We start from the raw sequence: 26998 nt of genomic DNA, 5'->3' as shown, positions 1-26998 counted from the left end.
TTAAAATGAGAAAAAAAATAACAGTAGCACACTCGCCAGATGCCGATGATATTTTTATGTATATGGCTGTAAAATTTGGCTGGTTAGGACAAGATTTTGACTTTGAAAATGTAGCATTAGATATACAAAGTTTAAATGATAAGGCTTTGGAAAATTTTTATGATGTAAGTGCGATTTCATTTGCTTTGTATCCTTTAATAGCCGATGAATACGCATTATTACGCACGGCAGTTTCTTTTGGTGAGGGTTATGGACCAAAGCTAGTAAAGAAAAAAGATAAAATTTTAAAAAAGAATTTCAAGGTGGCTTTAAGCGGGGCACACACAACAAATGCTTTGATTTTCAAAATGAAATACAAAGAGGCTAAAATAATTTATAAAAATTTCTTAGATATAGAAAAAGCGGTGCTTGAAGATGAGGTTGATGCTGGTGTTTTGATACACGAAAGTATTTTAGACTTTGATAAAAGCCTTTGCGTTGAAGCTGAACTTTGGGATATATGGCTTGATTTTGCAAAAGAAAACTTACCGCTTCCTCTTGGAGGTATGGCACTTAGAAGATCTTTGTCATTAAGCGACGCTATAAAGATAGAAAAAATTTTAACAAAGGCTGTATCTTTAGCCGATAGCAACAAAGCTATACTTAGCAAAATGCTAATGCAAAGAAAATTAATAAGAGTAGATGAAGAAAAATTAAATACATACTTAAATTTATATGCAAACAAAAATTCCATATCTATGAATGAGCTTCAATTAAAAGCTGTAAATAAGCTTTTTGAGCTTGGTTTTAACTACGGTTTTTATGAAAAAAATATAGATGTAAAGGATTATTTAATACCACTTGAATATGAAGAAATTAGGAATTCTTAAAAAAATTTGCTATTATTTTAAAAAATTATAAGGGCTATTATGGAAAGTGCTTTAGTTGCCATTGGCGTTCAAACCTTTAAAATTACACTTATGCTTTCTTTGCCTATGCTTTTAGCTGGGCTTATAGCTGGGCTTATAATAAGTATATTTCAAGCTACAACTCAAATAAACGAAATGACCCTATCTTTTGTGCCTAAAATTTTACTTGTTGTTGTAGTGCTAATATTTTTAATGCCTTGGATGATGAACGTGATGATTGATTTTACCGTGGGGATTTTTGAGCAAATTCCAAGCTTTATAAAATGATAATAGATTTTAAAAAATACTCTTCAGTTCGTATAGGCGGGAAATTTGAAGTTGAAGTTTTAGATGATATAGATGTTTTTGATGGATTTATAGTTGGTGGAGCTAACAATCTTTTAGTATCAAATGATAAAAAGAAACTTGGTATTTTATCTAAAAAATTTGATTTCATAGATATTCTTGAAAAGAATGAAAAATATATGCTTATAAACATAGGTTGTGCCACAAAATCCTCGAAAATATACAAATTCGCAAAAGAAAATAATCTAAAAGGCTTTGAGTTTTTGCGTAAAATTCCGGGACTTCTTGGCGGACTTATAAAGATGAATGCTGGTTTAAAAGATGAAAATATAAGCAAATATTTACTTTCTGTAAGAAGTGCGAAAAAGGAAAAACAAAAAGATGAGCTTTGTTTTTCTTATAGATATTGCAATGAAAAAGATGTGATGTTTAGTGCAAAATTTAGATTAGAATACGGATTTGACAAAGAGAGAGATGAAATTTTAAAAAATATGAGAGATAATCAACCAAGCGGAGCTTCTTTTGGCTCTATCTTTAAAAATCCACCAAATGATTATGCAGGAAGACTTATAGAAGCTGTTGGCTTAAAGGGATTTTGTAAGAATGACGCCTGCTTTAGCGATAAACACGCAAATTTCTTAATCAACAAAAAAAATGCCACCTTTGAAGATGCGATATTTTTGATAGAACTTGCTGAAAAAAGAGTATTTGAAAATTTTGGCATAAAACTTCAAAGAGAAGTAGTTATAATTTAATCAATAGAACACAAAATATCACAAGCATGTATCAAATCTTTTGCTATGCTTCTTGCAATAGCTGTATCGTTCATTATCGATGTAGCCATAGTGTCAGTAATTCTTTTATATCTTATCAAAGAATCTAAAGAATTTGATGAAATAGCATCGTATTTTTTTACATTAAAATCAAGTTGCTCTCTTAGTTGTATCGCATCTTCTTTGCTTTCAGTTTGCAAAAGCTGCTTGCTTAATCTTAATAATCTAAGTATATTTCGTCTTAGATGAGAGTATTCTTCGCTTAAAGCCTGGTTGTTTGAAAATGCGTATTTTTTTACATTTATATGTAATTCTTTAGCCTCTTTTACTGAAGCAGCCATAAACAAAGAAGCTCTTTTCAAATCCACAAAAATATTTGCTTGTTCATTATATCCATGTGCGGTGTTTGAACGGACTATAAAATCTATGATTTCAGAATAAAGGTTTTTAAACTTAAGCCTGTATAACTCATCAAAATCTAAATCCAAATCTTTATTTCTTTCTTTTATGAGTTGATTCACATCTAAAGTAGAAACTATATCTTCTTCTTTCACATTTATGCTAGTGGCTATTAAAAAAGATGCCTTCTCAAAAAGATTTTTATTTTCCCTTAGCAAAACCTCTTTGGCACTATCTGCAAATTCTAAAGCACTGTCGTTTAAATATATGGATTTTTCTATATTATTAACACTTCTTTTTTCTTTGATAAATTTGTCTAATACAAAACACATTTGCTTTATAAAAGGGTATAGTAAAATAACAGCTATAACATTGAAAAGAGTGGTAAAAAGAGCTAGTTTTAAAACATAATCATCGCTTTTTATATCAAGAATAGTAGCAAGATAATCAGTTGCAAGAAGATAGTATTTTATAAAAATAATGGATATAAAAGCTGCTATAACATTGAAAAGAACGTGTGTGGCAGTGATTTTTTTACCTTGTGCATTTGAGCCTATAGAACCTATAACAGTCATTATAGTGCTACCAATATTTGCTCCTATTGCTAAAGCAACTGCGTTTTCATAAGATACTTGAGATACACTTAAAGCGGTAATTGCTAAGGTTAAAGTGGCGTGTGAAGACTGTGTAAGGGAAGTTATAATTATACCTATAAAAACATACACTATAAGCCCTAAAAAACCTTGCATTTGATATTTACTAATATCTACGCTATCTTTGAAATTCTCAAACCCTTCTTTCATATAAGAAATTCCAAGAAACAAAAAACCAAGAGAAAGCACGAAAAGACCTATATGTTTTTTAGTCTTATCTTTATTGAAATAAAGTATAACCCCAAATATAATAAGAGGCATAGCATAAAGTGAAATTTCACTTTTTAAACCAAAATAACCCACTATCCAAGCAGAAAAAGCAGTAGATAAATTTACTCCATATATCATAGCAACACCGGCTTGTAGGCTTATCAAAGAAGCACTTAAAAAAGATATAGCTATAACCGATACGAGTCCGCTTGATTGAACTATGGTGCTTAAAGTAAAACCGAATATAAAAGCTTTATAATTTTTATCTGCTACCTTATCTAATATCCTATCTAAAATTCCCCCAGAAAGCACCTTAAAAGCATCTTGAAGTAGTATCATCGCAAATAAAAACACGCAAATTCCAGCACAAAGAGTAAGGAAGCTATGATAGCTTAGCAAAATGACAAATAAAAAAATAAAGCTAATCGATGAAACAATAAAACGACTTATATAAACAAGCTTGTTTTTTTGCATATTTTTCCTTCTTAATTTAACAAAATGTTAAAAAAATTTGCTATGATTTTACTTGCCCTTTTTTAGACCTGTGCAATGGTTTTTTAAAACATCGCTTCAGGGTGGGAACACAGCAGAGCATTTTATTTTACCGTGTGCCACAGCAAATCTGAAAGAGGGTTACGAAATAAAATTATATCTAAATTAATTTTATATTATTTTTAAAAATTAAGCATAGTTTAAAATCACAATAACTTTATAAGAGAATAAAAGTAAATTTAGGCTAGATTTCTCTAGCCTAGCTTCTTAGTTTAGAAGTTTATTAAGCTTGTTTTGAGCTTCTTGTTTAGCAGCGTCTTTAGCTTGATTTTTAGCATCTTTAGCTATTTCTTTACCGCTTTTGCCAGATAATGCACCAGCAGCAGCATTTGCACCTATACTTTTAGCAGCATCATTAGCTAGAACAAAAGATGAAGTTAGAGCTAATACAGCAACAGCACTTAAAACTTTTTTCATGATAACATCCTTTAAAATTTAATTTGCAATTTGAATTATTGCAAACTTTGATTAACAAAAGTCATTTTTTTTGTATTTTTTTTTGTATTATTAAAAGGCTTTGTAAATTAAAACTTCTACAAAGCCAAAAAAATTTTAATGTAGGCTTTCCACATAAGAAAGTGCTGAAAGTGCTGCTACTGCACCGTCTCCAGCAGCTGAAATAACTTGTTTTGGAGCATCTATTCTTAAATCTCCTGCCACAAATAATCCTTTAACATTTGTTTGCATTTTTAAATTTACTATTACTTGTCCTGTTTCTTCGACATTGCATAAAAAAGAACCATCATCTTGCTTTAAGATTTCATTTTGAACATCTAAACCTACAAATGTAAAAATTCCGGGAACAGATAAATCTCTTATAGAGCCGTCTTTAAGCTTAACTTTTACTCCACAAACTCCGCTATTATCACCATAAACCTCATCAACAATAGCATTTGTTATTAGTTCTATTTTACCGTTTTTCTTAACTTTTTCTACTGTGCTAGGGGCGGCTCTAAATTCGTCTCTTCTGTGTATCAAATAAACCTTAGAACAAATATTTGCAAGATATAAAGCCTCTTCAAGTGCGGTATCTCCACCACCTAAAACTGCTACTTCTTTGTTTTTATAAAAAAATCCGTCGCAAGTTGCACATGTGCTGACACCTTTACCAAAAAATTCATCCTCGCCCTTAAAACCAGCTCTTCTTGGTCTTGAACCAGTGCAAACTATCACAGCTTTAGCTTTTTGCACGTTGCCATCTTCTAGTTTAATATCAAAGCTTTCATCGTCATTTTTACTTATTTTATTTACAGTAATCATTTCGTGTTTTAAACCAAAACGCATACATTGCTCACTCCAAGGTGCCATAAAAGAAATTCCGTCCATAACAGTAGCAACGCCGGGATAGTTTTCTATTTCTGAACTAGATGTTATCTGACCTCCTGGCATACCTTTCTCAAACATTACAACATTTTTAAGACCCCCACGAGTGGCATAAAGCCCTGCACTAAGCCCTGCAGGTCCTCCACCTATTATCGCTAAATCTAACATAATTTTTCCTTGAATTTATATTTTTAAATAATTTTAGAATTTTTAAAATAAGAAATAGTTAATGATAAAAAATATTATGAAAAAAAATATAAAAGATGCATTTGAAGTTAAATTTAGCCACATAAGTGGCTAAATTTTAAAGTAAAGAATTTAGTTTATCAGTAAGTGCTTGTTTTGACTGTGCACCAACTAACTGATCTACAACCTCTCCATTTTTAAAGAATATTATAGTAGGTATAGAACGAACACCATACTGTGCTGCTAAATCGCCTTCTTCATCGGTATTTACCTTGCAAATTTTAGCCTTGCCATCAAAGTCATTTGCAAGCTCATCTATAACAGGAGCCAACATTCTACAAGGTCCGCACCAAGGCGCCCAAAAATCAACCAAGGCTACACCACTCTTTGCATCATCAAAATTCTTTGAAGTAAGCTCTAAATATTTTCCCATTTTTTCTCCTCAAATATTTTTTCTTAATTATAACCTAAAAAGATAATTTTGAGGTTAAATAAAATTAAAAAGTAATATTTTGAATAAAATCAATTTCCTTGCCTTTTACACAAAGCAAATCCAGCTGAAAATCCCTTTTAAAAGCTTGTTTCATAAGATAATAATCAATTGTTTTTATTAGCTTTTTGTATTTTTTACTATCTAATCTATAAGCCACTTCGTAATCATTTTGAGTAAATTTTACCTCTATAAAATGTAAAATTTCATCTTTTAGGGCTATTATATCTATCTCGCCAAACTTGGATCTAAAATTCCTAGCTAGTATATCAAAACCTTGCTTTTTTAAAAAAACACAAGCCCTATCTTCTCCTAAAATTCCACTTACATAGGAGCTAAGCCCCATTTAATTTTCCATTCTCATCATAAAAGGCTCAGCCTTTATAAAATTTTCTTCTTTTAAATTCTGGAGTAACAAATTTATACTTTTTTCATAACTCTCGTGGGTAGTGAAAAATAAGGTGCTTTCACCACCTTTTGGTTTTTGTAAAAATATATCTACTGAAATTCCATTATCGCACATTAGTTTTGTTATCTTTGAAAGCACACCAAGCTTATCTTCAACAACAAGTCTTAAATAATACTTTGAATAAATTTCATCTTTTTTTACTAAGGTAAATTTTGTTTTTGAACTAAAGCCTAGCATTGGTATTTTAGCGGAATTAGAATTTTTAGCATAATCCATCAAGTCAGAAATTACCGCACTAGCAGTTGCGTTTCCTCCTGCTCCAGCTCCATAATAAAGACTCTCTCCAAGCATATCTCCGCTTATACTTATAGCATTCATAACGCCATCTACTTTTGCCAGCATCGTATCCTTAGGCAGCATTGTAGGATGCACTCGCAATTCTACCTTATCTTTTTTCGCTTTTGCTATGCCTAACAATTTTATATTCAAATCAAATTCATCAGCAAAATACATATCATCAGCACTTATCTTGCTTATGCCCTCTATTAAAATATCTTCTGGTTTTGCTTTCAAGCCATAAGCTATACTAGAAAGTATTAAAAGTTTGTGTGCTGCGTCATCACCATTCACATCAAAACTAGGATTTGCCTCAGCATAACCCAAATCTTGAGCCTGTTTTAAGGCTTCATTAAAGCTTGTATTTTTTTGCTTCATACTGCTTAGTATGAAATTGCTAGTGCCGTTTAATATAGCCTTTATGCCGATTATATTATTTGCACTTAAGCCTTCTTTTAAAATTCTTATTATAGGTATGCCGCCAGCAACGCTTGCTTCATATCCAAAAAATGTGTCTTTTGCCAAAGATTCAAGCTCATATCTGTGGTATGCTAACATAGCTTTATTAGCACTTACAACCGCTTTTTTTCTTTTTAAAATTTCGCTAACTATGTTAAACGGGGTATCTATACCTCCCATAAGCTCTACAAAAACATCAATATCATCTCTATTTAAAATTTCATTTACATCGCTTATGACTGGTATCAAAGAATTTTCTTTCTTGCTTCTTGCAAGAGCAATAACAGGCTCTATGACCTGACCGCACCTAGCACTTATAATGTCTTTGTTTTCTATCAGCACCTTAGCTACTGCAGAACCTACAGTTCCATAGCCTAGTATAGCTATTTTCATAATCACTCTTTTAGATATTTTTTAATATTTCTTGCAGCTTGGCGAATTCTATTTTCATTTTCTATCAAGGCTATGCGCACATATTCATCTCCAGCTTCACCAAATCCAACACCCGGACTCACCGCAACTTGTGCTTTCTGTAAAAGCTGTTTTGAAAACTCAAGACTCTTTAAATGTGCTTTTTGTGGAGGCAGTTTAGCCCATATAAACATACTAGCACTAGGCTCTAAAAGATTCCAACCAGCATTACCAAAGGCATCAACTGTTATTTCTAGTCTTTTCTCGTATATTTTTCTTATCTCTTCAACACAGCTTTGATCGCTATCAAGAGCTATAGTAGCAGCAACTTGTATAGGTGTATACATACCATAATCAAGCCAAGATTTTATCTTTTTAAGAGCTGAAATAAGTCTTTTATTGCCTACTAAAAAACCTACACGCCAACCAGCCATATTATAAGACTTTGAAAGTGTATAGCATTCCACTGCTACATCTTTTGCACCATCTACCTCGAGTATAGAAGGGGTTTTATATCCTTTAAAAGTAAGTTCTGCATAGGCTATATCTGATATGATGTAAAATCTCTCTTTTTTAGCTATCTTTACAAGTCTTTCATAAAAGCTTTTTTGAACCGTTACTGTGGTTGGATTATGAGGAAAATTTACGACTAAATATCTAGCACGTGGTTCGCTTTCCCTTAAAGTGTATTCCAAGCTTTCAAAAAATTTATTTTCATCAAGCTCAAATTTATCGTTATAATACATAGGCATTTTGCTAACCGAACCACCGGCTAAAATAAAACCGTGCGTATGTATAGGGTATGCTGGAGTAGGGACTATGGCTACATCGCCGGGATTTATTATAGCTCTTGCTAAATTAACAAAACCTTCCTTGCTACCCATAGTTGCAACGGCTTCTGTTTCAGGGTCAAGCTCGACTTGATATTTTCTTTTATACCAAGAACAAATAGCTAATCTTAATTTATAAATTCCAGCAGAAGCGGAATAGCCAGAAGTTTTTTCTTTATTTGCACTATCACAAAGCTTATCGATAATATGTTGAGGTGTTTTTCCGCTTGGATTACCCATAGAAAAGTCGATTATATCTTCTCCAGCCCTTCTAGCAGCTAATTTTATAGCATTAACTTCTGCAAAAACATAGTTTGGTAGTCTTTCTATGGTATTAAAGCGAATTTCATCAAACACAAATCACCTCCTAAGCTCTATCTTAAGACCTCGTCTTATATTATCTAAATTAAAATTATCGCCTATTATTAAATATTCTGCTTTACTAGGTATGCTTCTAGATAATGAATTTTTCTTATCAGGGCTTTTAATACTTTCAAGTAAATCTAAATTTCCATCTAAAAACAAAAGTTTTGGAAACCAATTATCGCTTGGATTTGCTTCTATGCTTATAACAGTAGCACCTTGTAGGGATATTAGATAATCTCTATGAGGTCTTCTAAGCTCTTTTGCACTATTAATAGGAATGAGAATGCTCGGATTAAAATGAGCGTTTGAAAAGTCTAATTCATATTCGTAGGAATTATATGCAATTTTTTTAATATTCTTTATATATACCAAATTTTTTGACAAAATTCTACTAAACAGACCAGGGTCTAAAAGATACCTAGATTCCACTCTTACTGTATATATGTTTAATGCTTCATTTTTTGTAAATTTCACAGGCATAAAATGCACGAATCCGGCTTCACTCAAGGAATCATTAAGGATTTTTATAAACAATACAGAATCAGCTTGCGATGAAAAGCTTAAATTCAAAGCTGTAGGAGATTTTAATGTAAAATTCACTAAAGAATTTGTCTTAAGTATAGAACTTATAGTATCCCATTTTGGATAACCTAAATGATCTGTATAATTCTTGCCCTCAAATAAAAGCTTTAAATCAGCGTCAAGAGATGGATTTGCAACTATATTTCTAGCCAAATCAAGAGAGCTAATAGCAAAACAATTTGCAAATAAAATTACACAAAATGATAAAATTCTTACCATTCTCTACCTTTATTATTACTCATAAATTCATTTAAACTCACACTTCTTATTTTGCCATCTTTTACTAAAAATCTCTTAGAAGAGCCGGCTGGAAATTCTTGAATATTTCCTTCATTATCTACCACAGTAAGTGCCGTAGCTCCTACTAATATCAACTGATTTACAGATAAATCTACAGAAAAATTCTGGTCTGTAACTATAGCAGTTTTTTTATAATCGCTTAAAGTGATAAATCCAACCCAAACCTTGCCGCTAGTGCTAAATACTGCTTCTTGTTTATTGTTTATCCTTGATATGGCATCTTGCATAACTGTAGCTGATTGAACCGGGGCTGGTGTGCTTACGTTTTGCTCTATGGATTTGTTGTTTTCATCAGTTTTTGTATCTTCTTGTGTGCTTTCTTCTGCCTTTTGAGTATTTTCATTTTGAGTGTCTTCATTAGTATCTTCTTGTGAATTTGAACTATCATTTGTAATGAGAGTAGAATTTAAATTGTCTTTAGCCTCACCTACTATATCTATAACAGAAGAATTTATAGGATCATCATTTGTAGCTAAGAATTTATCAAAAAAACCATATTTATATGCAGCAAAAACACCGCCCACAAGTAAAATTAAAATCACAAGCAAATATATCCAAAAAGCTGACGATTTTTGCGAATAAGAATCCACTTGTGTAGTTATTTGCGGTGATGCATCATCTTTTTTGATACTTTTTTGCTCACTGCTCTCATCTAAAAAGGCGTAATACTCTTCTAAGAAACTTGTAAAATCTATTTCATACTCTCTTGTAAGTATTTTACAAAAGCCTTTTACATTAAATTTAGAAAGCGACTTGAAATCCTTTTCCACCAAAGCATTTAAAAATTCAAGCTCTAACTGAGTCTTTTTAGCAACCTCTTTTAAATTTAAATCTTGCAATCTCTTATCCATTCACAATCCTATCACAAAGTATTGAAAATGCAGCATTGACATTTAAACTGTCAAAGTCATTCTTCATATTTATACTTAAAATTTCATCACTTTTTTTAAGTATTTTATTTGGCAAACCAAAACCCTCACTACCCATAATCAAAATTTTTTTATCAGAAAATTTAAAACCTCTCACATCTTTACCTTCTTTAGCACTTGAATATATGCTAAATCCTTCTAATTTAAGCTCATTTAAAAGCGATAAAACATCTTTTTTAAGAGCTATTTTTATATCTAAAGCTGCACCACAACTAGCACGTATCACGCCACTCATAGGCAGCTCATTTGAAAGCAATAAACCATCAACACCGAAAGCATAAGCACTTCTAGCAATAGCTCCTACATTTCCTATATCGCAAAGTCCGTAAAGCAAAACTAAGAAATTTTGCTTTTTAAGCACAGCAAAATCAGCAAAATCGTATTCTTTTATATCCATCAAAAAACCTTGATGATTGCCATTTTTAGACATAGATTGAGCTTTTTTAAAATCTAGCTTATTTATTTTAAAGCCCTCTTTTATTATATTATTAAATGTAGCCTTATCGCACTCTTTAGCTAAATAAATCTCATTTATCAAATGCTTATGCTTTTGTAAAATGTAAAAGAACACTTGTTTTCCATAAACTATCATAGATTTTACCTAATTTTGACTTAAAAGTAGTTTTTTGTAAATTTCTTTTGGATTTTTTGAATTAATTTTTGCCAAAAGCTTACTTTTTTCCTTTAATGGTATATTTAAATTCAATATATCATTTTCATTTATAAAATTTCTTTTTTCATTTTTATTAGAATCCACCACAAGCACCCATTCACCGTTTAAATTTTCATTTTTAAGAATTTTTAAAAGCTCCTTTGCACTTGCTTTAAATTTTTTTTCAAATTTTTTACTTATCTCTTTTATAGCAAATAAAACTCTATCTTCATCTATAGAAGCTATACTTTCTATCAAGGATAAAATTCTAGTAGGTGCTTCATATACCACGCTTATATAGGGATTTTGCATTAAATTTTTTATTTCGTTTTGCCTATCTTTTCCCTTATTTGACAAAAAAGCAAAAAAGCTAAATTCCTTTTGAGTAAAGCCACTAGAAGCAAAAGCACAGATAAGAGCATTTGCTCCTGGTATAACCTCATAATCTATTTTATTTTTTATAGCAAAATCAACCAAAACTGCCCCAGGATCACTTATGCAAGGCATACCAGCATCGCTCATATAAATTACATTTTTTTTAAAAAAGTCCTTGTCTATTTTAGATAAAAAATCTTTTTCATTATGAGAGTGCAAGGACATAAATTTGCTTATTTTTATGCTTAAATCGAATTTGAAATTTAAAGCTTGTATTAAGGATTTGCAAACTCTAGTATCCTCACAAATGATTACATCGCATTCTTTTAATAAGCTAATAGCTCTATAAGATATATCCTCTAAATTTCCTATAGGGCTTGGTATAAAATAAAGCATAAATTACTGCATCGCATACTTTTTCTTAAATTTCTCAACCCTACCAGCAGAATCTACTATCTTTTCACTACCTGTGAAAAAAGGATGACAAGAAGAACATATATCAACTCTTAATTCACTTTTATTTGATCTTGTTACAAAAGTATTTCCACAAGCACAACTTACTTTGCATTCTACAAATTCTGGGTGTATATCTTTTTTCATTTTTAATCCTTACTTAGCTAATAAATAGCCTGAATTCTACAATTTGCAAGGTTAAATAAAAATAAAAATTTGAGTATTAATACATAAATAATAATTTTTATTAAATAAAAATATATATTAATATTTTTATGCTATAATGACAAAAATATAAAATATACAAAGGAGACAATATGTCAAAAGTTATACAACAATTAAGCCAACTTCAAGCAGATGCTCATAGTTTGTGGATAAAATTTCACAACTATCACTGGAATGTGAAAGGTTTGCAATTTCAAGCAGTGCATAAATACACAGAGGACGCATATGAAGATATGGCAGAGCTTTTTGATGATGTTGCTGAAAGAATTTTGCAACTTAAAGGAAAGGCTTTGGTTTGTCCTAAAGCTTTGGTAGAAGCATCTAAGGCTCCAAAAGTAGAAAAGGACAATTTTAGCACAAGCGAAGTATTAGAGCTTATAAGAGAAGATTATAAATATCTTTTGAAAGAATTTAAAAAACTAGATGAAGAATCTGAAAAAGAAGGCGATACAACAAGCCAAACTTTAGCACAAGATAAGATAGCAGAGCTTGAAAAAGCTATATGGATGCTTGATTCTACTCTTGCCTAATAAAGCCTACATTAACGTAGGCTTCATCTATAAGCTTATAACACTTATTTAAAAAACAGATTTTCAAAATTTTATATATGTCAAAACATTACATAAAGGTATGGTTTTAAAAAAACCGTTCTTCAAAGATATGATAACATAAGCTTTAGTAATGTCAAAAAACATAGAGATGTGTAAAAAAGATAAATATATAGCTAACATAAAACAAAAGTTAAGAATACCAAAAGACAAAGAGTCTTTTGGTAAGTATTATAAAGCCTTTTTAGCCTCATCAACCAGCTTAGAAAAAGCTTTACTATCGTCCATAGCTATGCTAGCTAAAACCTTTCTATCTAGTTCTATACCAGCTTTTTTGAGTCCATTTATAAATTTAGAGTAGCTTATATCATTTAGCCTACAAGCAGCGTTTATTCTAACTATCCATAATCTTCTAAAATCTCTTTTCTTTCGTCTTCTATCGCGGTAGGCATAAACCAAACTTCTTTCTAGCTGTTCTTTAGCCTTTCTAAAATGCTTTCTACGACCGCTATAAAATCCTCTTGCTAATTTTAGAATTTTTTTGTGTCTTCTTCTTCTTACAACACCTGTTTTTACTCTTGCCATACTTTTCCTTTCTAAAAATGGCGTCCTAATAAAAGGAGCTTTCCCTTTTTTCTATACGATTAAGGGGAGTTTAAATGACCTAGTCAAAACCTTTACATTACAAGCATTTTTTCAACTGCTTTTACATTAGTGCTATGCACATAGGCTACTTGGCGAAGTTTTCTCATTCTCTTAGCAGGTTTTTTCGTTAATATGTGAGATCTGAATGCTTGACCTCTTTTTATCTTATTTTTACCTACTTTAAAACGTTTCACTGCACTTTTCACGCTTTTCATTTTAGGCATATCGTTCCTTTAAATTTTTAGTAAAGCTTATATTCTAGCAAATGTTTTCTTGTTTAATTCTTAATTTTTTCATGCATAGCCCTAGCACAAAGTATCCCGTCTTTGATAGCCCAAACTACTAAAGACTGCCCCATTCTAGCATCTCCACACACAAAAATTTTATCATCGCTACTTTGGTAGTTTGTAGCCAAAATATTATGATTTTTATCAAAATCAAGTTCAAAATTTGTCTTTATATCATCCTCGCTACCCTCAAAACCCATAGCAAGTAAAACTAAATCGGCTTTATATTCCTTTATAGAATTTGGAATTTCTACATTTATCTTTTTGCCGTCTTTTAGCTCTTGTTTTAAATCACTCGCTAAAACAGCTCTTACAAATCCATTCGCACCTACAAATTCTTTAGTCATTTTTTGATACAATCTTGGGTCTTGCCCGTATTTTTCTATAGCCTCTTCAAGACCGTAATCTGTAGTAAAAATATCAGCTTTTAATGGCCAAGGATTATCTTTACTTCTTTTAAGAGGTCTTTTTGGACTCCTTTCAAAGCGAGTTATGCTTTTTGCTCCAGCTCTTGTAGCAACAGCGACACAATCAACGCTTGTATCCCCGCTTCCTATGATAAGCACGTCTTTTCCTTTAGCTAAATTTGATGGCTTTCCTGTGTCAAGAAGTGATTTTGTGTTATGAGTTAAAAAATCAAGTGCATACATCACGCCTTCTAAATTTCTACCCTTAATGTCTAAATTTAAAGGCTTTGACGCTCCTGTGCAAAGCACTATATAATCAAAATCTTTTTTAAGCTTTTGCACCTTTTGTTTTGAATTTATATCTTGCTTTGTCTTAAATTCTATACCGCTTTCCTCTAAAAGCTTTATTCTCCTATCTATCACAGATTTATCAAGCTTCATATCAGGGATTCCATACATCAAAAGTCCGCCTAACCTATCGCTTCTTTCAAAAATTGTTACAGAATATCCCAAATGATTAAGCTCATTAGCACAGGCTAAGGCTGCTGGACCACTACCTACTATGGCTATTTTAATAGAATTTGACTTATGTTTTTTTGTAGCTTTTACCAAATTTTCTTTAAAAGCATTTTCAATGATAGCTAATTCGTTATTTTTTATAGTTACGCTATCTGTATTTATGGCACACACGCAAGAATCTTCACAAGGTGCAGGACAAACTCTGCCCGTAAATTCCGGAAAAGGATTAGTTATACTAAGCCTTTTATAAGCTTCTTCCCATAAGCCTTTATAAATAGCATCGTTAAATTCTGGTATAAGATTATTTAAAGGGCAACCTATATCTTTTTTAGAGCTTTTTAAACCCGCGTGACAAAAAGCAACGCCACAGTCCATACAACGTGCAGCTTGAATTTCTTGCTCCTTTTTATCGTTTAAAAGAACAAATTCATTATAATTTTTTATCCTATCTTTTGCTGGAATTTTTTTAAATTCTTTTCTTTTAAAGTCCAAAAAACCTCGCGGATTACCCATAATAACTCCTTTTATTTAGCTTGCTTTTCTAAAAGTGTTTTAAAATCTTGTATTTCTTTTTCTTGTGTTTCTATAATGTTTTGTGCTATTTGTCTTATCTTATCATCTTTGCTAAGCGATAAAATTTGCTTAGATAAATCAACCGCACCTTGATGATGGTGTATCATAGCTTGCATAAAATCTTTCTCTATATTTTTACTAGCCTTAACCATATGCATACTATGCATCATCTTTTTCATAATATCTTTTTCATCTTTAACAAAATTTTCATAGTCTTTTTTAGAAATTTTTGTTTCTTTATAAGCTTTTTTGTCTAAAATTTCTTTAAATTCTATTATCTCTTTTTCTTGTGCTTTTATAATATTTTGTGCTATTTCTTTTAGTTTTTTATCGCTGCTGTATTCTAAAAGTAGTTTTGATGAATTTATAGCACCTTGATGATGAGGTATCATATTTGCCAAAAAGTCTTTTTCTATGTTTTTACTTTCAACAAAGCTAGTATCCATCATAGGCTTATGCATAGAAGATAAAATTTGATCTGAAATGCTATCTTTGATTTGAGAATGTTGTTTAGCAAAAACAAAAGCTATACTTAAAATAAGCAAAATAAGTATATTTTTCATATTTTTTCATCCTTAGTAAAATTTTTATGCTAGAATTTTACTAAATTATTGTTAAGAAAAAATTAGATAAAATCTAAACTTGTTTTTAAGGAGCTTTTTATGCTGAAAGAATTACTTGATATAAAAAAAGAAATGGAGCCTATAGTTCATGAAGCTTCAGTAAAATTAAATGTAATAGCAAGAGAAGTAATAACAAGAAGAAAAGAATATGAAATTTACGGACCTATGATAGATAGAATTTATCTTGACAATGCAATATATGTAAAAGTTATGTCAAGCGGAAGAGATGTAAAAACCCAACAAGTAGATATAAAAAATGGCTTTTATATGGTCTTTGTGGCTGCTGAAAAGGGAACTACTGAGGATATTAAAAATAGGTTAAAAATAGCCTATGAAAGTTTTGATGACAAATTTATAAAAGATTTAATAAGACTGTATCAAAGATTTAGAGAGATTATATCAAAAACACAAGCTACTTTGTCAAAAGCTTCTAATATGAACGTATTGATAGAAACAAATTTAGGAGAGGCTTCAGCTGCTTTAAAATTTAATATAAATATAAAATACACAAAAGAAGGGCAAACACTAGGCAGGGATAATGTAAAATCGGCAGGAAGTTTTAGAGACACAAAAACCTACATAAACCTTATAGTAGAAAAAAGTCTAGACTCTAAATACTGCGATAAATTGCTCGATGATGTGGAAAAATACTTTATAGGTTCTCACTAAGCTAGTAAAAATCACTGCATAACAGATATGTATGATTTTATAAGCTTTGAAAAATTAGCCTGTTTCTCTCTTTGTTTTATGTAATTTTCATTTAGATTTTTTATATCATTGCTTACACTCTGTAAGTTTTCCTCATCTAAATTTGAAAAAGAGCTTTTCAAAGATGAAAATTCTTTGCTTAAAGCCTCAGTATATAAAGAAAATATGGAGCTTGAATTTACAAATTCTTTTATATTAACTCCTCTTTGATAGCTTATATACTGATTATAAAGATTTTCTAGTTTGTCTTTGTTTGTATTTTGCTTATTTACGCCATTTACATAAAGATATAAGTCAAAACTCATAGTATTAGAATTTTGCTCTATCACATAATCTTCAAACAAACCTTCTTTTTCAAGCATATTTTGCAAATTTTTATGAGCATTTAAATTTAGTTTTATAGGTTCTATAAAAAATTCATTTTCATTTTGTGTTTGCAAATCTCTATGTATAAAATTAATCAAAAGTCCGGCTTTAGAAATATCTCCGTCTTTATTCATATAGGGTTTTAAAAGCTCGTTGTTTGAATTATTATAAACAGCTTCTTCAAAAGAAAAATCAACAAGCTTCATACCTAAATTTAGCGGATTTAAAATCTTATTTTGTCTTTTTATCTCGTTCATATCGCTTATGTTTTCATAAATTTTTATAAGTTCTCCTGAAATACTTCCATCTTGTGTGCTAAATCCTTGATTTAGCTTTGATATTTCGGCTCTTGAAAGATAATCATTGCTATTTGTGCTAAATTCTTTTTCAACAGATTTTAAACTATTATAATATTTGTTGATTATGCCCGTTATATCAAGCTTTGAAAGGCTTAAATCCTCATCTTGTTTTAAAAGCTCTTTTGCTATGCTTTGCACGCTTTTTATATTTATTTTATAGTCAAAAGGAAGAGAGGCTTTCATATTAAAATCTTGTTCAAAAAAACCGTTTTCATCTGTCCTAAAGCCAAATTCGCTACTATAAGAAGTGTTAAAAATATACTGTGTTCTATTTACGCTAGGTTCGATATCTTCTTCTTGTGTGTCTATTTTATTTCTTATGTGAGATAAGGCAGCACCTAAAATGCTATTGCTACTAGTATTACTTATATAAGAATTACTAATATTCATAAAAAAACCTTCCTAATATATTGCTAGGAAGGTTTAAGCAAGTATCATTCCAAATTTTAACTTACTTCTTAATCCAACTCATCATATCTCTAAGCTGGGCTCCTACTTTTTCAAGCTGATGTTCGCTTTCAACCCTCTTTCTAGTATCAAATTTAACTCTTTTTCCAGCACCAAATTCACTGGTAAATTCTCCGGCAAAGGTTCCATCTTGTATATCTTTTAAGACTTCTCTCATAGCTTTTCTGGTTTCTTCTGTAATGATTTTTTTGCCGGTTCTATAATCACCATATTCAGCGGTATTTGATATAGAAGATCTCATAGCAGCAAAGCCACCAGCATAAATCAAATCTACTATTAATTTCATTTCGTGTATGCACTCAAAATAAGCCATTTCAGGCTCATAACCTGCCTCAACCAAAGTTTCAAAACCAACCTTCATAAGCTCTGTAACTCCGCCACACAAAACAGCTTGTTCTCCAAATAAATCTGTTTCTGTTTCATCTCTAAATGATGTTTCTAGTATGCCAGCTCTTCCTGCACCAATCGCACTAGCATAAGCTAAAGCTATATCTTTTGCCTTTCCGCTATAATTTTGATGTATAGCTATAAGGCTTGGCACACCTTTTGAAGCCAAATATTCACTTCTAACTGTGTGTCCTGGTCCTTTTGGAGCTATCATAACAACATCTGTATTTTTGTTAGCTTTTATTAAACCAAAATGTATGTTAAAGCCGTGTGCAAAGGCTAAAACTGCACCGTCTTTTAAATTTGGAGCTATTTGAGAATTATAAATATCAGCTGCTAATTCATCAGGCACGAGTATCATTATAAGGTCAGCTTTTTTACTAGCCTCTTCAACACTTAGCACTTCAAGCCCCGCTTCTTTTGCCTTAGCAACACTGGCACTATCAGCTCTTAAACCAACTATTACTTTTATTCCGCTATCTTTTAAATTCAAAGCGTGAGCGTGTCCTTGAGAACCATATCCTATAATAGCAACTGTCTTATCCTTTAACAAAGATAAATCGCAATCCTTGTCATAATATTTTCTAATCATAATATTCCTCCTACACTTCTGTGATTCTAACACAATAAAATGCTAAATTTTTACAAATTGCAATAAAAATTTACCACACCTCTTTCCATAACAGTAATACCCGTCCTTGTTTGCTCTAAAATTTCAAAACCTTGCATTTGATTTAGGTATTCATCTATAATCTCTGGCGAAGCAACCAGTTCTAAAATGATACTTCCATCTGATATATCTATAATTTTAGCATTATAAAGATCTGCTAAAGTGCAAATTTTCTTTTTATCGCTATCCCTTGCATAAATTTTCAAAAGCAATAAATCTTTTAAAATCATATTATCTTCATCTGGCAAATGGATACAATGCACCTCAACAAGTTTTGAGCTTTGTTTTATAACTTGCATCACAGTAGCCTCATCTGCATCTACTACTATGCTTATACGCGAAACCTTTTCTATACAAGTTTCGCTTACTGTTAGACTTGCTATATTAAAACCCCTTTGAGCAAATAAAAGCGTGATTCTTGCTAAAACTCCCGGATTGTTATCAACAAATAAAACTATAACTTTCTTTTTCATAGCAAATCCTTAATCAACGATTATATTTTCTACATTTCCACCAGCTGGTATCATAGGTAAAACTTTCTCGTCCTTATCTATAATACACTCTATCCAAACAGGCGTATTTTTTTCTTTTAAAGCCTCGCTAAAAGCCTCTTTAAACTCGTTTAAATTTTTGCAAGAAAAGCCTTTAGCATAAAATCCTTGTGCCACTTTTACATAATCCATTTTTTTATTCATATCCGTGCTTGAGTATCTATTTTCATAAAAAGAACTCTGCCACTGTCTTACCATACCTAAAGTATTGTTATTTAGTATTATAGAGATTATAGGCAAAGAATATTCAACCGCAGTTGCGACTTCATTTAAATTCATATAAAAAGACCCGTCCCCTGTAATCTGAATGACAGTTTTTTCAGGCTTAGCTATCTTAGCACCCAAAGCAGCGCCATAAGCAAAGCCCATAGTTCCTAAACCTCCACTAGTTAAAAAACTTCTTGGAAATCTATGCTTTGTGTATTGCACAGCCCACATCTGGTGCTGACCAACATCTGTAACGCATATCGCCTCTGACTTTGTAACTTCATTTATGGTATCCATTATATTTTTAGGACTAAATTCTTTAGGAGCAAATTTATTTTTTAGCCTTTCTTCTTCTTTTTCTTTCATATCTTTTATATAAGATAGCCATTCTTTGCTATTAGCTTTGCATTTTAATGTTAAAAAAGCTTTTAAAATTTCCTCCAAATCTCCTATAAGCTCATAATCAACCTTGACATTTTTATTTACCTCGCTTTGATCTATATCTATATGCACTTTTTTTGCTTCACCGCCAAATTTAGATGTATTTAAAGCAACCCTATCGCTAAATCTAGTCCCTATAGCTAAGATCAAATCAGCTTCGTTTATAATGGTATTTGATGTAACAGTGCCATGCATTCCTATCAAGCCGACATAAAAAGGCTCGTCATAAGAGATATTTCCAGTAGCCATTATAGTATGAACGCAAGGTATATTAGTATTTTGCAAAAATTCTCTTAATATGCCTGTGTAATCCCTAGTGCCACCACCAAAATAAACAAGAGGTCTTTTTGAATTATTTATAAGCTCGGCTACATCTTGTATATTTTTTTGCAAACTACTGTCTATGCGGTATTTTTTAGGTTGTTTTTTAGCCTTTCTTTCAAAATCACAAAAAGCACCCGATATATCTTTTGGTATATCGACCAAAACAGGTCCTTTTCTACCTTGATTTGCTATCAAAAAAGCTTGTCTAACAGTATCTGCTAACTCTTTTACATCTCTTACTACAAAATTATGTTTGGTAATTGGCATAGTAATACCCGTTATATAGACTTCTTGAAAGCTATCTTTGCCTATTAAATTTGTAGGCACATTTCCCGTTATAGCAACAACTGGTATGCTATCCATATAAGCAGTAGCAAGAGCTGTAACTAAATTTGTGGCTCCTGGACCACTTGTAGCCAAAACAACTCCTGTTTTTCCACTAGCTCTTGCATAGCCATCAGCTGCGTGTCCTGCACCGCACTCATCTACAGGCATTATGTGCCTAATCTTGTCTTTATATTTATACAAAGCGTCATATATGTGCAAAACCGCACCACCTGGATAACCAAAAATAGTATCAACTTCTTGTTCTATCAAAACTTCCATAAGTATATCAGAGCCATTTAATTGCATATAAAATCCTTAAAAAATATTTTGTAAAATGATAAAAAATGAATTTTTTTAGACGACGAAGACTAGCAGGGGCAGGGTAATGAGAGAATGGGACTTGAAATTTGTATTATAATTAGGTGCCGACTTATTAAAAGTTTGCATTTTTTCCTCCTTTAATTCTCTATGAAAGCTAATATTAACAAAGCTATACTAAATTTCTAATAAAAACAAAGCTTTTTTTACCAAAAGTTACACTTTTTATGTGATAAAACTGTATTTTATAAGCTTTTAATCTAGCTTAGTTCATAAAAAGCCTATCTTATATAAGATTTAAAATTTTTTCACAAACTTTTCTTGGTTCTTCATTTTTATACACAGGACGTCCAAGCACTATAAAATCGACTTTGTTATTTTTAGCATCGTCTAAAGTAGCCACTCTAGCTTGGTCATTTTTTTCCTCATTAAAGGCTCTGATGCCCGGGCAAACTGTCAAAAATTTTTCACTGGTATGTTCTTTTATAGCTTTACTTTCAAAAGCAGAACAAACCATACCGTCAAGTCCGCTTTCAAAACTAAATTTTGAAAAAGACAAAACTGCATCTTTTAAATTTTGCTTATACAGCTCGTAAAATTCGTTTTCATCAAAGCTAGTTAAGGCTGAAACGGCTATAAGAAGTGGTTTTTGTCTAAATTTTTCTAGCCTAGACACAGAGGCTTGCATAGCCTTTTTTCCCGCACTTGCGTGTAAATTTATCATATCTACATCAAGCTTTGCTAGCTCTTCACAGGCATCAGCCATGGTATTTGGTATATCATAAAGCTTTAAGTCTAAAAATATTTTAAACTTATCTATTTTTTTTATCTCATCTATAAGCTTAAAGCCATCTCTAAGATAAGATCTAAGCCCTATCTTTAACCAAATATCAAGTCCTTTTAAATCCCTAGCTAAAGCCAAACACTCATCTTTAGACGCTAAATCAAAAGCTACGCAAAGCTTCATTTATATCCTTAAGCCTTTAAATCAACAAATCTTTCTTTATGAAAAGGATTGCTTTCATTTACAAAAGAAATATTAGCAAAAATTTCCTTTGTTATCAAAGAAAGCTCATCAAAGCTTAAATCAAGATTTTCATCATCTTTTAAGCCTAAAAAGTTTTTACTCTTTTCTACAAAGTCCGTTTTAAAATCTTCATAAAAAGAATCAAAGTCTTCTTTTTTAAATTCTTTATTTTCATTAAAAAGATTAGGATATGTTTTAAGTAGGTATTCTTTTTCATCTTTATTTAGACTTTCATAACCTTTTTCTTTTAGTTTTTCAAGGACTTGTAGTTTTTCTAATCCTTCTTTTAGTAAAAAGTCTATAAAGTCTTTGTAGCTCATAAATTCTTTGAAGCTTCCAAAATCTTTTGCCGTATACTCTATACTATCCATACTTTGCTGCTTCATCTCCTCAAAACTCATAAGCTCTTTATACTCTAAAACTCCATTTAAGTCTTTATCACTTTGTATGGTTCTTTCTAGTTCTAAGGCTATAGTTTCTTTTGCAAATTTGCCATTATTGTAGAAGGTTTTTTGCACCTCCTTAAAAGCACTAGAATAAGCTCCGCTATAAGATGTTGTATTCCCTCCAAGCTTTATGTAAGATTTAGTAGATAAGCTTAAATCAGCAGTTACAACCCCATTTCCTGCATAGCCAAAATATCCATTAGTCGTATATCCAGATCTAGTCTCATCAAGCTCACTCTTAGTCAAAAAGCCATTTGAATCAGCATCAGCCTTTATATATCCTCTTTGATAAGCTATATCAGCATACCAAGCAGATACAAAGCTTTCAGCTTTATCACTTAGTATATAAGAATTTGAACTTGTTTTATGAACTCCAGCAAAATTTTCTCTTAGTATAGAAAGTGTATTTTCACTTAGAGCAGATTTAACTATCTTATTTGTTATAGGATCTCTAAAAAATACTTCTTTTAAATTAGAATTTGCTTTTTTTGCTTCATTGCTTATATTTTGTGTCTCTAAATTTTTACTTAGTTCTTTTAACTCATCCTTACTCTTATACTCTAGCTTAGAATCAAAAGCCTTGTAGATGGGATTATTTTCTACAAGGGAGAAATTCCAAGCTACAGATGAGAAATCTAGTTTCATTTTAAACCTCTAAATCTACAAATCTTTTTTCATAGAAAGGATTAGAAATATTTACTGAAGCTATATTAGAAAATATTTCTTTCATAACCAAAGAAAGCTCATCAAAGTTTAAATCAAGATTTTCATCATCTTTTAAGCCTAAAAAGTCTTTGCTCTTTTCTACAAAGTCTGTTTTAAAATCTTCATAAAAAGAATCAAAGTCTTCTTTTTTAAATTCTTTATTTTCATTAAAAAGATTAGGATATGTTTTAAGTAGGTATTCTTTTTCATCTTTATTTAGACTTTCATAACCTTTTTCTTTTAGTTTTTCAAGGACTTGTAGTTTTTCTAATCCTTCTTTTAGTAAAAAGTCTATAAAGTCTTTGTAGCTCATAAATTCTTTGAAGCTTCCAAAATCTTTTGCCTCATATTCCGTATTATCCATAGCCTGTTGTTTCATTTCCGCAAAACTCATAAGCTCTTTATACTCTAAAACTCCATTTAAGTCTTTATCGCTTTGTATGGTTCTTTCTAGTTCTAAGGCTATAGTTTCTTTTGCAAATTTGCCATTATTATAGAAGGTTTTTTGATCTTCCTTAAAAACTTGATTTGCTTCATTTGAAGCGTATGGTGTAGAATATCCTCCAAGTTTTATGTAAGATTCAGTAGATAAGTTTATAACAGCAGTTACAACCCCATTTCCTGTATAGCCAAAATATCCGTGAGTCATATATCCAGATCTAGTCTCATCAAGCTCACTCTTAGTCAAAAAGCCATTTGAATCAGCATCAGCCTTTATATATCCTCTTTGATAAGCTATATCAGCATACCAAGCAGATACAAAGCTTTCAGCTTTATCACTTAGTATATAAGAATTTGAACTTGTTTTATGAACTCCAGCAAAATTTTCTCTTAGTATAGAAAGTGTATTTTCACTTAGAGCAGATTTAACTATCTTATTTGTTATAGGATCTCTAAAAAATACTTCTTTTAAATTAGAATTTGCTTTTTTTGCTTCATTGCTTATATTTTGTGCCTCTAAATTTTTACTTAGTTCTTCTAAGTCGTCTTTACTTTTATACTCAAGCTTAGAGTCAAAAGCCTTGTAGATAGGGTTATTTTCTACAAGGGAAAAATTCCAAACTACAGATGAGAAATCTAGTTTGGTATTCATTTTTAATTAAGTTCTTCATACAGCATAGTATCTACACCATACTGTGCACATAAAGTTTGAGCGTATAATCTTTGTTTTGTAGTGCCATTTTTTTGTGTATTTTTACAATTAAAGATTATTTGCTGAACCTGTGTAGGATTTGTTAATATAGGAAATCCCCAAGCAAAAAGATTTGAGCTTAAAAAAGCTAACGCAACTAAAGAGAGTAAAAGCTTTCTCATTTTCTCCTCCTTAAAAATACTAATACTAACTTTAAATCGGCAAAAAAGAAAAAGATTTTATAGTATAAATAGAAATTTAAGCCATTTTATTTTTACTGATACTATCAAGTATGGCATTTACTAGCTTTGGGGAATTTTCTGATGAAAGTTCTTTTGCTAATTCCACAGCCTCATTTATGATGATTGCTTCTTGTGTATCAGTATATAAAAGCTCATAAGCACCAAGTCTAAGTATGGCTCTATCTACAGTGGCTATGTTGTTGATTTCTCCTTCATTTAAAAGAGAGTTGATAATCTCATCTATATTGCTTAAATGCTTGAAAATACCCTCATAAAGTTTTAAAGTGAAAGCTTTTTGCTCGTTTTTTATCTTTTTTTCCTTAAGAAATTCAAGCACAAAGCCATCATCTTTTTCATTCAAATCATTAGCATACAGCAAAGATACGATGGCTTGTCTAACTTGATGTCTAGTAGCCATTAAAATTCTTTTGATAAATTTAACATCTCTATAACAGTTACCATAGCTTCAAAACCTTTATTTCCTACTTTAGAACCAGCTCTTTCTATGGCTTGTTCTATATTATCTGTGGTTAATATACCAAAGCTAACTGGAATTTCGCTGTTTAGGCTTACGGAAGCTATGCCCTTTGTTGTTTCAGCGCTCACAAAGTCAAAATGAGGAGTAGCTCCTCTAATAACAGCACCAAGACAACAAATAGCGTCAAATTTTTTACTTAAAACAGCTTTTTTTAAAGCAAAAGGTATCTCAAAAGCACCCGGCACCATAATAAGACTTAAGTTATTATCGTTTCCTCCGTGCCTTATAAAAGCATCTTTTGCACCTTCTACTAAATTTTGTGTTATAAAGTGGTTAAATCTTGCATTTATTATGGCTATCTTTTCATCACCTTTTAACTGTAATTTCGCTTCTATTATATTCATCTTTTTTTCCTTTATTTTGAAAATTCGCTAAGTTTTAACAAGGTTTGAACACATTTTTTAAGTCTATTAACATCAAGCATATTAGCACCATCGCAAAGAGCTTCACAAGGATTTGTATGCGTTTCAAAGAAAAAACCATCTACGCCAACTGCTGCTGCTGCCCTTGCCAAAGGCTCTATAAATTCGCTTTTGCCTCCACTTTTGCCCCCCATAGCTCCGGGCATTTGCACACTATGAGTAGCATCAAATATAACAGGGGCAAATTCACGCATTATAAGCAAAGACCTCATATCAACGACTAAATTTCCGTATCCAAAACTAGAACCTCTTTCTGCCACAAAAACTCCATTTCTTTGTGCTGCTTCAAAACCCTCCTCTTTTTCTCCTCTACTTTGTAAAACTTTTTTTACAGAGTATTTTATATCTGATGGATTTAAAAACTGCCCTTTTTTGATATTTACCTTAGCTTTAGTTTTTGCAGCCGCTACAAGTAAATCAGTTTGCCTACACAAAAAAGCTGGAATTTGTAAGACATCAGCCACTTTTGCTACAGGATCAGCTTGATAGCTTTCGTGTATATCTGTTAAAATTTTCATAGAAAATTCTTTTTTTACGGTTTCTAAAATTTCAAGACCCTTTTCAAGTCCAGGGCCCCTAAAACTGTCTATGCTGGTGCGATTTGCTTTATCAAAACTAGACTTAAAATAAAAATCTATCCTCTCATCTTCATTAAATTCTTTAAGCTCATTTGCAACTTTAAACACTAATTCTTTGCTTTCTATAACGCAAGGTCCAGCAATCAAAATCATCTTTTTCATTTTTTAGCCTTTATCAAAATAAGTCCTCCAAATATAACCCCTATTATACCTATAAAAACCATAGCACTTGGTAAATCATCTCCTAGTAATATACCCAAAGCTAAGGAAAATAAAACATCAAAATAACTTATCCCAGCCACTATCCCTGCCTTTTTGGCTATACCATAAGCCTTTGTAACATAAATTTGATACAAAATTCCAAAAAGTCCCATTAAAAGTATCAAAAACCAAGTTTTTAAACCACTTGGCATAACAAATGGGGCTATCATAAAATCAAGATATTTTACAGAATAAAAAGAGCCTATCAGCATAGAAAACAAAGGCAAAATAGCTCCTATGATTATGAAAGAAGAGGCTATTATCTCCGTTGCATAATATTTTCTAAGCTGTCTAACAGAGGTTAAAGCCATAGCTGCTGTTAGTCCTGATAAAACACCTACTACTGTATTTGTCATATCTACACCGGTATGAAAATCATCATCAACCCAAGGATGAGATATTAAAAGCACACCAAAAAAAGCAAGAAAAATTCCAATAAACCCAAAAAAGCCTATACTTTCTTTAAATAAAAAAAAGGCTATCATAGCTACAAAAATAGGAGCTGTTTTTTGAAAGGCAAAAGCTGTGCCTAATTCTATATTAGAAACATTGTAAAAAAAAGCATAAAGAGAGATAGTCCCTGCAACACCTCTAAAAATAAGCAAACCTAAGTGTCCGCCTTCTTTTTTTACCTTGAGTTTTGATATAAGATATAAGACAAATACCGTTCCAACTAAATTTCTAAAAAAAACAATCTCTATAGATGGCAAATCCTGACTTAAAAGCTTAGCACAAGCACCAGTTAATGCAAAATAAACACAAGCTATTAGCATAAAATAAATGCCAAGATTATGTTTTATAAGCTTTAACATA

33 protein-coding genes and 1 other RNA gene are annotated in these 26998 nt (G+C 31.3%); 6 read left to right on the top strand and 28 right to left on the bottom strand.

Annotated elements, in window-relative coordinates; genetic code table 11:
- The first annotated feature begins 5 nt into the window (after positions 1 to 5).
- From Q0J35_RS06545 to Q0J35_RS06535, 3 genes are read left to right on the top strand one after another with little or no spacing between them, the layout of a single operon-like run.
- A complete protein-coding gene (locus Q0J35_RS06545; protein WP_297194335.1) occupies positions 6 to 869 on the top strand; it encodes an MqnA/MqnD/SBP family protein in 864 nt (287 codons plus the stop codon).
- Positions 870 to 905: 36 nt separating this feature from the next.
- Positions 906 to 1175, top strand: a complete 270-nt coding sequence (fliQ, locus tag Q0J35_RS06540; protein WP_297194373.1) for a flagellar biosynthesis protein FliQ — start codon at positions 906 to 908, stop codon at positions 1173 to 1175.
- Positions 1172 to 1948: a UDP-N-acetylmuramate dehydrogenase gene (locus Q0J35_RS06535; protein ID WP_297194333.1), complete on the top strand. Its 777-nt coding sequence runs from the start codon at positions 1172 to 1174 to the stop codon at positions 1946 to 1948. Before fliQ ends, Q0J35_RS06535 begins: the two co-directional genes overlap by 4 nt.
- On the opposite strand, the gene Q0J35_RS06530 is transcribed toward Q0J35_RS06535, so the two are convergent.
- Entirely contained in the window at positions 1945 to 3702 is a 1758-nt protein-coding gene (locus Q0J35_RS06530) for a Na/Pi symporter (RefSeq protein ID WP_297194331.1), read from the bottom strand. The genes Q0J35_RS06535 and Q0J35_RS06530 overlap by 4 nt on opposite strands.
- A 60-nt stretch (positions 3703 to 3762) precedes the next feature.
- Between Q0J35_RS06530 and ffs the strand changes: the two genes are divergently transcribed.
- Positions 3763 to 3859, top strand: an RNA gene (ffs, locus tag Q0J35_RS06525) — signal recognition particle sRNA small type.
- A gap of 128 nt (positions 3860 to 3987) precedes the next feature.
- Here ffs and Q0J35_RS06520 read toward each other — a convergent pair.
- The 11 genes from Q0J35_RS06520 to rpmE form a co-directional block, all read right to left on the bottom strand.
- Entirely contained in the window at positions 3988 to 4197 is a 210-nt protein-coding gene (locus tag Q0J35_RS06520; protein WP_297194329.1) for a hypothetical protein, read from the bottom strand.
- A 135-nt stretch (positions 4198 to 4332) separates the two neighbouring features.
- On the bottom strand, positions 4333 to 5271 hold the full coding sequence (gene trxB / locus Q0J35_RS06515) for a thioredoxin-disulfide reductase (protein ID WP_297194326.1): 939 nt from the start codon (positions 5269 to 5271) through the stop codon (positions 4333 to 4335).
- A gap of 136 nt (positions 5272 to 5407) precedes the next feature.
- Positions 5408 to 5722, bottom strand: a complete 315-nt coding sequence (trxA, locus tag Q0J35_RS06510) for a thioredoxin (protein ID WP_297194324.1) — start codon at positions 5720 to 5722, stop codon at positions 5408 to 5410.
- A gap of 64 nt (positions 5723 to 5786) precedes the next feature.
- Positions 5787 to 6125 carry a YraN family protein gene (locus Q0J35_RS06505; protein WP_297194322.1) on the bottom strand — a complete coding sequence of 113 codons (339 nt, stop codon included), beginning with the start codon at positions 6123 to 6125 and terminating at the stop codon, positions 5787 to 5789.
- Entirely contained in the window at positions 6126 to 7376 is a 1251-nt protein-coding gene (locus Q0J35_RS06500; RefSeq protein WP_297194320.1) for a homoserine dehydrogenase, read from the bottom strand.
- A gap of 2 nt (positions 7377 to 7378) precedes the next feature.
- Positions 7379 to 8581, bottom strand: a complete 1203-nt coding sequence (locus tag Q0J35_RS06495; protein ID WP_297194318.1) for an LL-diaminopimelate aminotransferase — start codon at positions 8579 to 8581, stop codon at positions 7379 to 7381.
- Positions 8582 to 8584: 3 nt separating this feature from the next.
- Complete coding sequence (locus Q0J35_RS06490; RefSeq protein WP_297194316.1) at positions 8585 to 9391, bottom strand: hypothetical protein; 807 nt, start codon at positions 9389 to 9391, stop codon at positions 8585 to 8587.
- Positions 9385 to 10323, bottom strand: coding sequence for a hypothetical protein (locus Q0J35_RS06485; RefSeq protein ID WP_297194314.1), 939 nt, complete (start codon positions 10321 to 10323; stop codon positions 9385 to 9387). The genes Q0J35_RS06490 and Q0J35_RS06485 overlap by 7 nt, the downstream gene beginning before the upstream one ends.
- Positions 10316 to 10993 carry an RNA methyltransferase gene (locus Q0J35_RS06480; protein ID WP_297194312.1) on the bottom strand — a complete coding sequence of 226 codons (678 nt, stop codon included), beginning with the start codon at positions 10991 to 10993 and terminating at the stop codon, positions 10316 to 10318. Before Q0J35_RS06480 ends, Q0J35_RS06485 begins: the two co-directional genes overlap by 8 nt.
- Before the next feature lie 9 nt (positions 10994 to 11002).
- Positions 11003 to 11824, bottom strand: a complete 822-nt coding sequence (rsmI, locus tag Q0J35_RS06475) for a 16S rRNA (cytidine(1402)-2'-O)-methyltransferase (RefSeq protein WP_297194310.1) — start codon at positions 11822 to 11824, stop codon at positions 11003 to 11005.
- Between the two features lie 3 nt (positions 11825 to 11827).
- Positions 11828 to 12028 (bottom strand): 50S ribosomal protein L31, encoded by a 201-nt coding sequence (gene rpmE, locus Q0J35_RS06470; RefSeq protein ID WP_297194305.1) that lies wholly within the window; start codon positions 12026 to 12028, stop codon positions 11828 to 11830.
- 170 nt (positions 12029 to 12198) lie between these two features.
- Here rpmE and Q0J35_RS06465 point away from each other — a divergent pair, with 170 nt between their 5' ends.
- Complete coding sequence (locus Q0J35_RS06465) at positions 12199 to 12636, top strand: Dps family protein (RefSeq protein WP_297194303.1); 438 nt, start codon at positions 12199 to 12201, stop codon at positions 12634 to 12636.
- Positions 12637 to 12885: 249 nt separating this feature from the next.
- On the opposite strand, the gene rplT is transcribed toward Q0J35_RS06465, so the two are convergent.
- From rplT to Q0J35_RS06445, 4 genes are all read right to left on the bottom strand, one after another.
- The gene (gene rplT, locus Q0J35_RS06460) at positions 12886 to 13239 is read right to left on the bottom strand and encodes a 50S ribosomal protein L20 (RefSeq protein WP_297194301.1); all 354 of its coding nucleotides are present in this window, start codon (positions 13237 to 13239) and stop codon (positions 12886 to 12888) included.
- 92 nt (positions 13240 to 13331) lie between these two features.
- On the bottom strand, positions 13332 to 13523 hold the full coding sequence (rpmI, locus tag Q0J35_RS06455) for a 50S ribosomal protein L35 (RefSeq protein ID WP_297194299.1): 192 nt from the start codon (positions 13521 to 13523) through the stop codon (positions 13332 to 13334).
- A gap of 53 nt (positions 13524 to 13576) precedes the next feature.
- Entirely contained in the window at positions 13577 to 15025 is a 1449-nt protein-coding gene (locus Q0J35_RS06450) for a glutamate synthase subunit beta (RefSeq protein WP_297194297.1), read from the bottom strand.
- 11 nt (positions 15026 to 15036) lie between these two features.
- Positions 15037 to 15648, bottom strand: coding sequence for a DUF305 domain-containing protein (locus tag Q0J35_RS06445; RefSeq protein ID WP_297194295.1), 612 nt, complete (start codon positions 15646 to 15648; stop codon positions 15037 to 15039).
- Between the two features lie 99 nt (positions 15649 to 15747).
- On the opposite strand from Q0J35_RS06445, the gene Q0J35_RS06440 reads away from it, so the two are divergent.
- The gene (locus tag Q0J35_RS06440) at positions 15748 to 16377 is read left to right on the top strand and encodes a hypothetical protein (protein WP_297194292.1); all 630 of its coding nucleotides are present in this window, start codon (positions 15748 to 15750) and stop codon (positions 16375 to 16377) included.
- Between the two features lie 11 nt (positions 16378 to 16388).
- Here Q0J35_RS06440 and Q0J35_RS06435 read toward each other — a convergent pair whose 3' ends face one another.
- The 12 genes from Q0J35_RS06435 to Q0J35_RS06380 form a co-directional block, all read right to left on the bottom strand.
- A complete protein-coding gene (locus Q0J35_RS06435) occupies positions 16389 to 17531 on the bottom strand; it encodes a Cj0814 family flagellar-dependent secreted protein (protein ID WP_297194290.1) in 1143 nt (380 codons plus the stop codon).
- Positions 17532 to 17592: 61 nt separating this feature from the next.
- Entirely contained in the window at positions 17593 to 18591 is a 999-nt protein-coding gene (gene ilvC, locus Q0J35_RS06430) for a ketol-acid reductoisomerase (RefSeq protein WP_297194371.1), read from the bottom strand.
- Between the two features lie 47 nt (positions 18592 to 18638).
- Positions 18639 to 19139, bottom strand: coding sequence for an acetolactate synthase small subunit (ilvN, locus tag Q0J35_RS06425; RefSeq protein WP_297194288.1), 501 nt, complete (start codon positions 19137 to 19139; stop codon positions 18639 to 18641).
- 9 nt (positions 19140 to 19148) lie between these two features.
- Complete coding sequence (ilvB, locus tag Q0J35_RS06420) at positions 19149 to 20822, bottom strand: biosynthetic-type acetolactate synthase large subunit (RefSeq protein ID WP_297194285.1); 1674 nt, start codon at positions 20820 to 20822, stop codon at positions 19149 to 19151.
- 298 nt (positions 20823 to 21120) lie between these two features.
- Positions 21121 to 21801 (bottom strand): orotidine-5'-phosphate decarboxylase, encoded by a 681-nt coding sequence (gene pyrF / locus Q0J35_RS06415; RefSeq protein ID WP_363315710.1) that lies wholly within the window; start codon positions 21799 to 21801, stop codon positions 21121 to 21123.
- A gap of 8 nt (positions 21802 to 21809) precedes the next feature.
- Positions 21810 to 22952: a hypothetical protein gene (locus Q0J35_RS06410; protein ID WP_297194283.1), complete on the bottom strand. Its 1143-nt coding sequence runs from the start codon at positions 22950 to 22952 to the stop codon at positions 21810 to 21812.
- 1 nt (position 22953) lies between these two features.
- Positions 22954 to 24105: a hypothetical protein gene (locus tag Q0J35_RS06405; RefSeq protein WP_297194281.1), complete on the bottom strand. Its 1152-nt coding sequence runs from the start codon at positions 24103 to 24105 to the stop codon at positions 22954 to 22956.
- A 2-nt stretch (positions 24106 to 24107) separates the two neighbouring features.
- Positions 24108 to 24326: a hypothetical protein gene (locus Q0J35_RS06400; RefSeq protein ID WP_297194279.1), complete on the bottom strand. Its 219-nt coding sequence runs from the start codon at positions 24324 to 24326 to the stop codon at positions 24108 to 24110.
- A 76-nt stretch (positions 24327 to 24402) separates the two neighbouring features.
- Entirely contained in the window at positions 24403 to 24804 is a 402-nt protein-coding gene (gene nusB, locus Q0J35_RS06395) for a transcription antitermination factor NusB (RefSeq protein WP_297194277.1), read from the bottom strand.
- Positions 24804 to 25268: a 6,7-dimethyl-8-ribityllumazine synthase gene (ribE, locus tag Q0J35_RS06390; RefSeq protein WP_273404843.1), complete on the bottom strand. Its 465-nt coding sequence runs from the start codon at positions 25266 to 25268 to the stop codon at positions 24804 to 24806. Before ribE ends, nusB begins: the two co-directional genes overlap by 1 nt.
- A gap of 11 nt (positions 25269 to 25279) precedes the next feature.
- On the bottom strand, positions 25280 to 26086 hold the full coding sequence (gene kdsA, locus Q0J35_RS06385; RefSeq protein ID WP_297194274.1) for a 3-deoxy-8-phosphooctulonate synthase: 807 nt from the start codon (positions 26084 to 26086) through the stop codon (positions 25280 to 25282).
- Positions 26083 to 26997, bottom strand: coding sequence for a DMT family transporter (locus Q0J35_RS06380; RefSeq protein WP_297194273.1), 915 nt, complete (start codon positions 26995 to 26997; stop codon positions 26083 to 26085). The genes kdsA and Q0J35_RS06380 overlap by 4 nt, the downstream gene beginning before the upstream one ends.
- Position 26998 lies beyond the last annotated feature (1 nt).

It is taken from the genome of uncultured Campylobacter sp. (genome assembly GCF_944323605.1).
Lineage (GTDB): Bacteria > Campylobacterota > Campylobacteria > Campylobacterales > Campylobacteraceae > Campylobacter_D.
This window is presented reverse-complemented; position numbering and strand designations above follow the sequence as displayed.

What these genes read in the sequence shown, in the direction of transcription:
- Q0J35_RS06400 (WP_297194279.1), bottom strand. Translation starts at nt 24,326, where the DNA reads ATGAGAAAGCTTTTACTCTCTTTAGTTGCGTTAGCTTTTTTAAGCTCA.
- Q0J35_RS06500 (WP_297194320.1), bottom strand. Translation starts at nt 7,376, where the DNA reads ATGAAAATAGCTATACTAGGCTATGGAACTGTAGGTTCTGCAGTAGCT.
- trxB (WP_297194326.1), bottom strand. Translation starts at nt 5,271, where the DNA reads ATGTTAGATTTAGCGATAATAGGTGGAGGACCTGCAGGGCTTAGTGCA.
- pyrF (WP_363315710.1), bottom strand. Translation starts at nt 21,801, where the DNA reads ATGAAGCTTTGCGTAGCTTTTGATTTAGCGTCTAAAGATGAGTGTTTG.
- Q0J35_RS06545 (WP_297194335.1), top strand. Translation starts at nt 6, where the DNA reads ATGAGAAAAAAAATAACAGTAGCACACTCGCCAGATGCCGATGATATT.
- Q0J35_RS06490 (WP_297194316.1), bottom strand. Translation starts at nt 9,391, where the DNA reads ATGGTAAGAATTTTATCATTTTGTGTAATTTTATTTGCAAATTGTTTT.
- rsmI (WP_297194310.1), bottom strand. Translation starts at nt 11,824, where the DNA reads ATGCTTTATTTTATACCAAGCCCTATAGGAAATTTAGAGGATATATCT.
- ilvB (WP_297194285.1), bottom strand. Translation starts at nt 20,822, where the DNA reads ATGCAATTAAATGGCTCTGATATACTTATGGAAGTTTTGATAGAACAA.
- Q0J35_RS06435 (WP_297194290.1), bottom strand. Translation starts at nt 17,531, where the DNA reads ATGAATATTAGTAATTCTTATATAAGTAATACTAGTAGCAATAGCATT.
- trxA (WP_297194324.1), bottom strand. Translation starts at nt 5,722, where the DNA reads ATGGGAAAATATTTAGAGCTTACTTCAAAGAATTTTGATGATGCAAAG.
- Q0J35_RS06410 (WP_297194283.1), bottom strand. Translation starts at nt 22,952, where the DNA reads ATGAAACTAGATTTCTCATCTGTAGCTTGGAATTTCTCCCTTGTAGAA.
- Q0J35_RS06485 (WP_297194314.1), bottom strand. Translation starts at nt 10,323, where the DNA reads ATGGATAAGAGATTGCAAGATTTAAATTTAAAAGAGGTTGCTAAAAAG.
- Q0J35_RS06535 (WP_297194333.1), top strand. Translation starts at nt 1,172, where the DNA reads ATGATAATAGATTTTAAAAAATACTCTTCAGTTCGTATAGGCGGGAAA.
- Q0J35_RS06405 (WP_297194281.1), bottom strand. Translation starts at nt 24,105, where the DNA reads ATGAATACCAAACTAGATTTCTCATCTGTAGTTTGGAATTTTTCCCTT.
- Q0J35_RS06480 (WP_297194312.1), bottom strand. Translation starts at nt 10,993, where the DNA reads ATGATAGTTTATGGAAAACAAGTGTTCTTTTACATTTTACAAAAGCAT.
- rpmE (WP_297194305.1), bottom strand. Translation starts at nt 12,028, where the DNA reads ATGAAAAAAGATATACACCCAGAATTTGTAGAATGCAAAGTAAGTTGT.
- Q0J35_RS06445 (WP_297194295.1), bottom strand. Translation starts at nt 15,648, where the DNA reads ATGAAAAATATACTTATTTTGCTTATTTTAAGTATAGCTTTTGTTTTT.
- Q0J35_RS06380 (WP_297194273.1), bottom strand. Translation starts at nt 26,997, where the DNA reads ATGTTAAAGCTTATAAAACATAATCTTGGCATTTATTTTATGCTAATA.
- Q0J35_RS06520 (WP_297194329.1), bottom strand. Translation starts at nt 4,197, where the DNA reads ATGAAAAAAGTTTTAAGTGCTGTTGCTGTATTAGCTCTAACTTCATCT.
- nusB (WP_297194277.1), bottom strand. Translation starts at nt 24,804, where the DNA reads ATGGCTACTAGACATCAAGTTAGACAAGCCATCGTATCTTTGCTGTAT.
- rplT (WP_297194301.1), bottom strand. Translation starts at nt 13,239, where the DNA reads ATGGCAAGAGTAAAAACAGGTGTTGTAAGAAGAAGAAGACACAAAAAA.
- kdsA (WP_297194274.1), bottom strand. Translation starts at nt 26,086, where the DNA reads ATGAAAAAGATGATTTTGATTGCTGGACCTTGCGTTATAGAAAGCAAA.
- Q0J35_RS06465 (WP_297194303.1), top strand. Translation starts at nt 12,199, where the DNA reads ATGTCAAAAGTTATACAACAATTAAGCCAACTTCAAGCAGATGCTCAT.
- Q0J35_RS06505 (WP_297194322.1), bottom strand. Translation starts at nt 6,125, where the DNA reads ATGGGGCTTAGCTCCTATGTAAGTGGAATTTTAGGAGAAGATAGGGCT.
- rpmI (WP_297194299.1), bottom strand. Translation starts at nt 13,523, where the DNA reads ATGCCTAAAATGAAAAGCGTGAAAAGTGCAGTGAAACGTTTTAAAGTA.
- Q0J35_RS06530 (WP_297194331.1), bottom strand. Translation starts at nt 3,702, where the DNA reads ATGCAAAAAAACAAGCTTGTTTATATAAGTCGTTTTATTGTTTCATCG.
- Q0J35_RS06450 (WP_297194297.1), bottom strand. Translation starts at nt 15,025, where the DNA reads ATGGGTAATCCGCGAGGTTTTTTGGACTTTAAAAGAAAAGAATTTAAA.
- Q0J35_RS06440 (WP_297194292.1), top strand. Translation starts at nt 15,748, where the DNA reads ATGCTGAAAGAATTACTTGATATAAAAAAAGAAATGGAGCCTATAGTT.
- ribE (WP_273404843.1), bottom strand. Translation starts at nt 25,268, where the DNA reads ATGAATATAATAGAAGCGAAATTACAGTTAAAAGGTGATGAAAAGATA.
- ilvN (WP_297194288.1), bottom strand. Translation starts at nt 19,139, where the DNA reads ATGAAAAAGAAAGTTATAGTTTTATTTGTTGATAACAATCCGGGAGTT.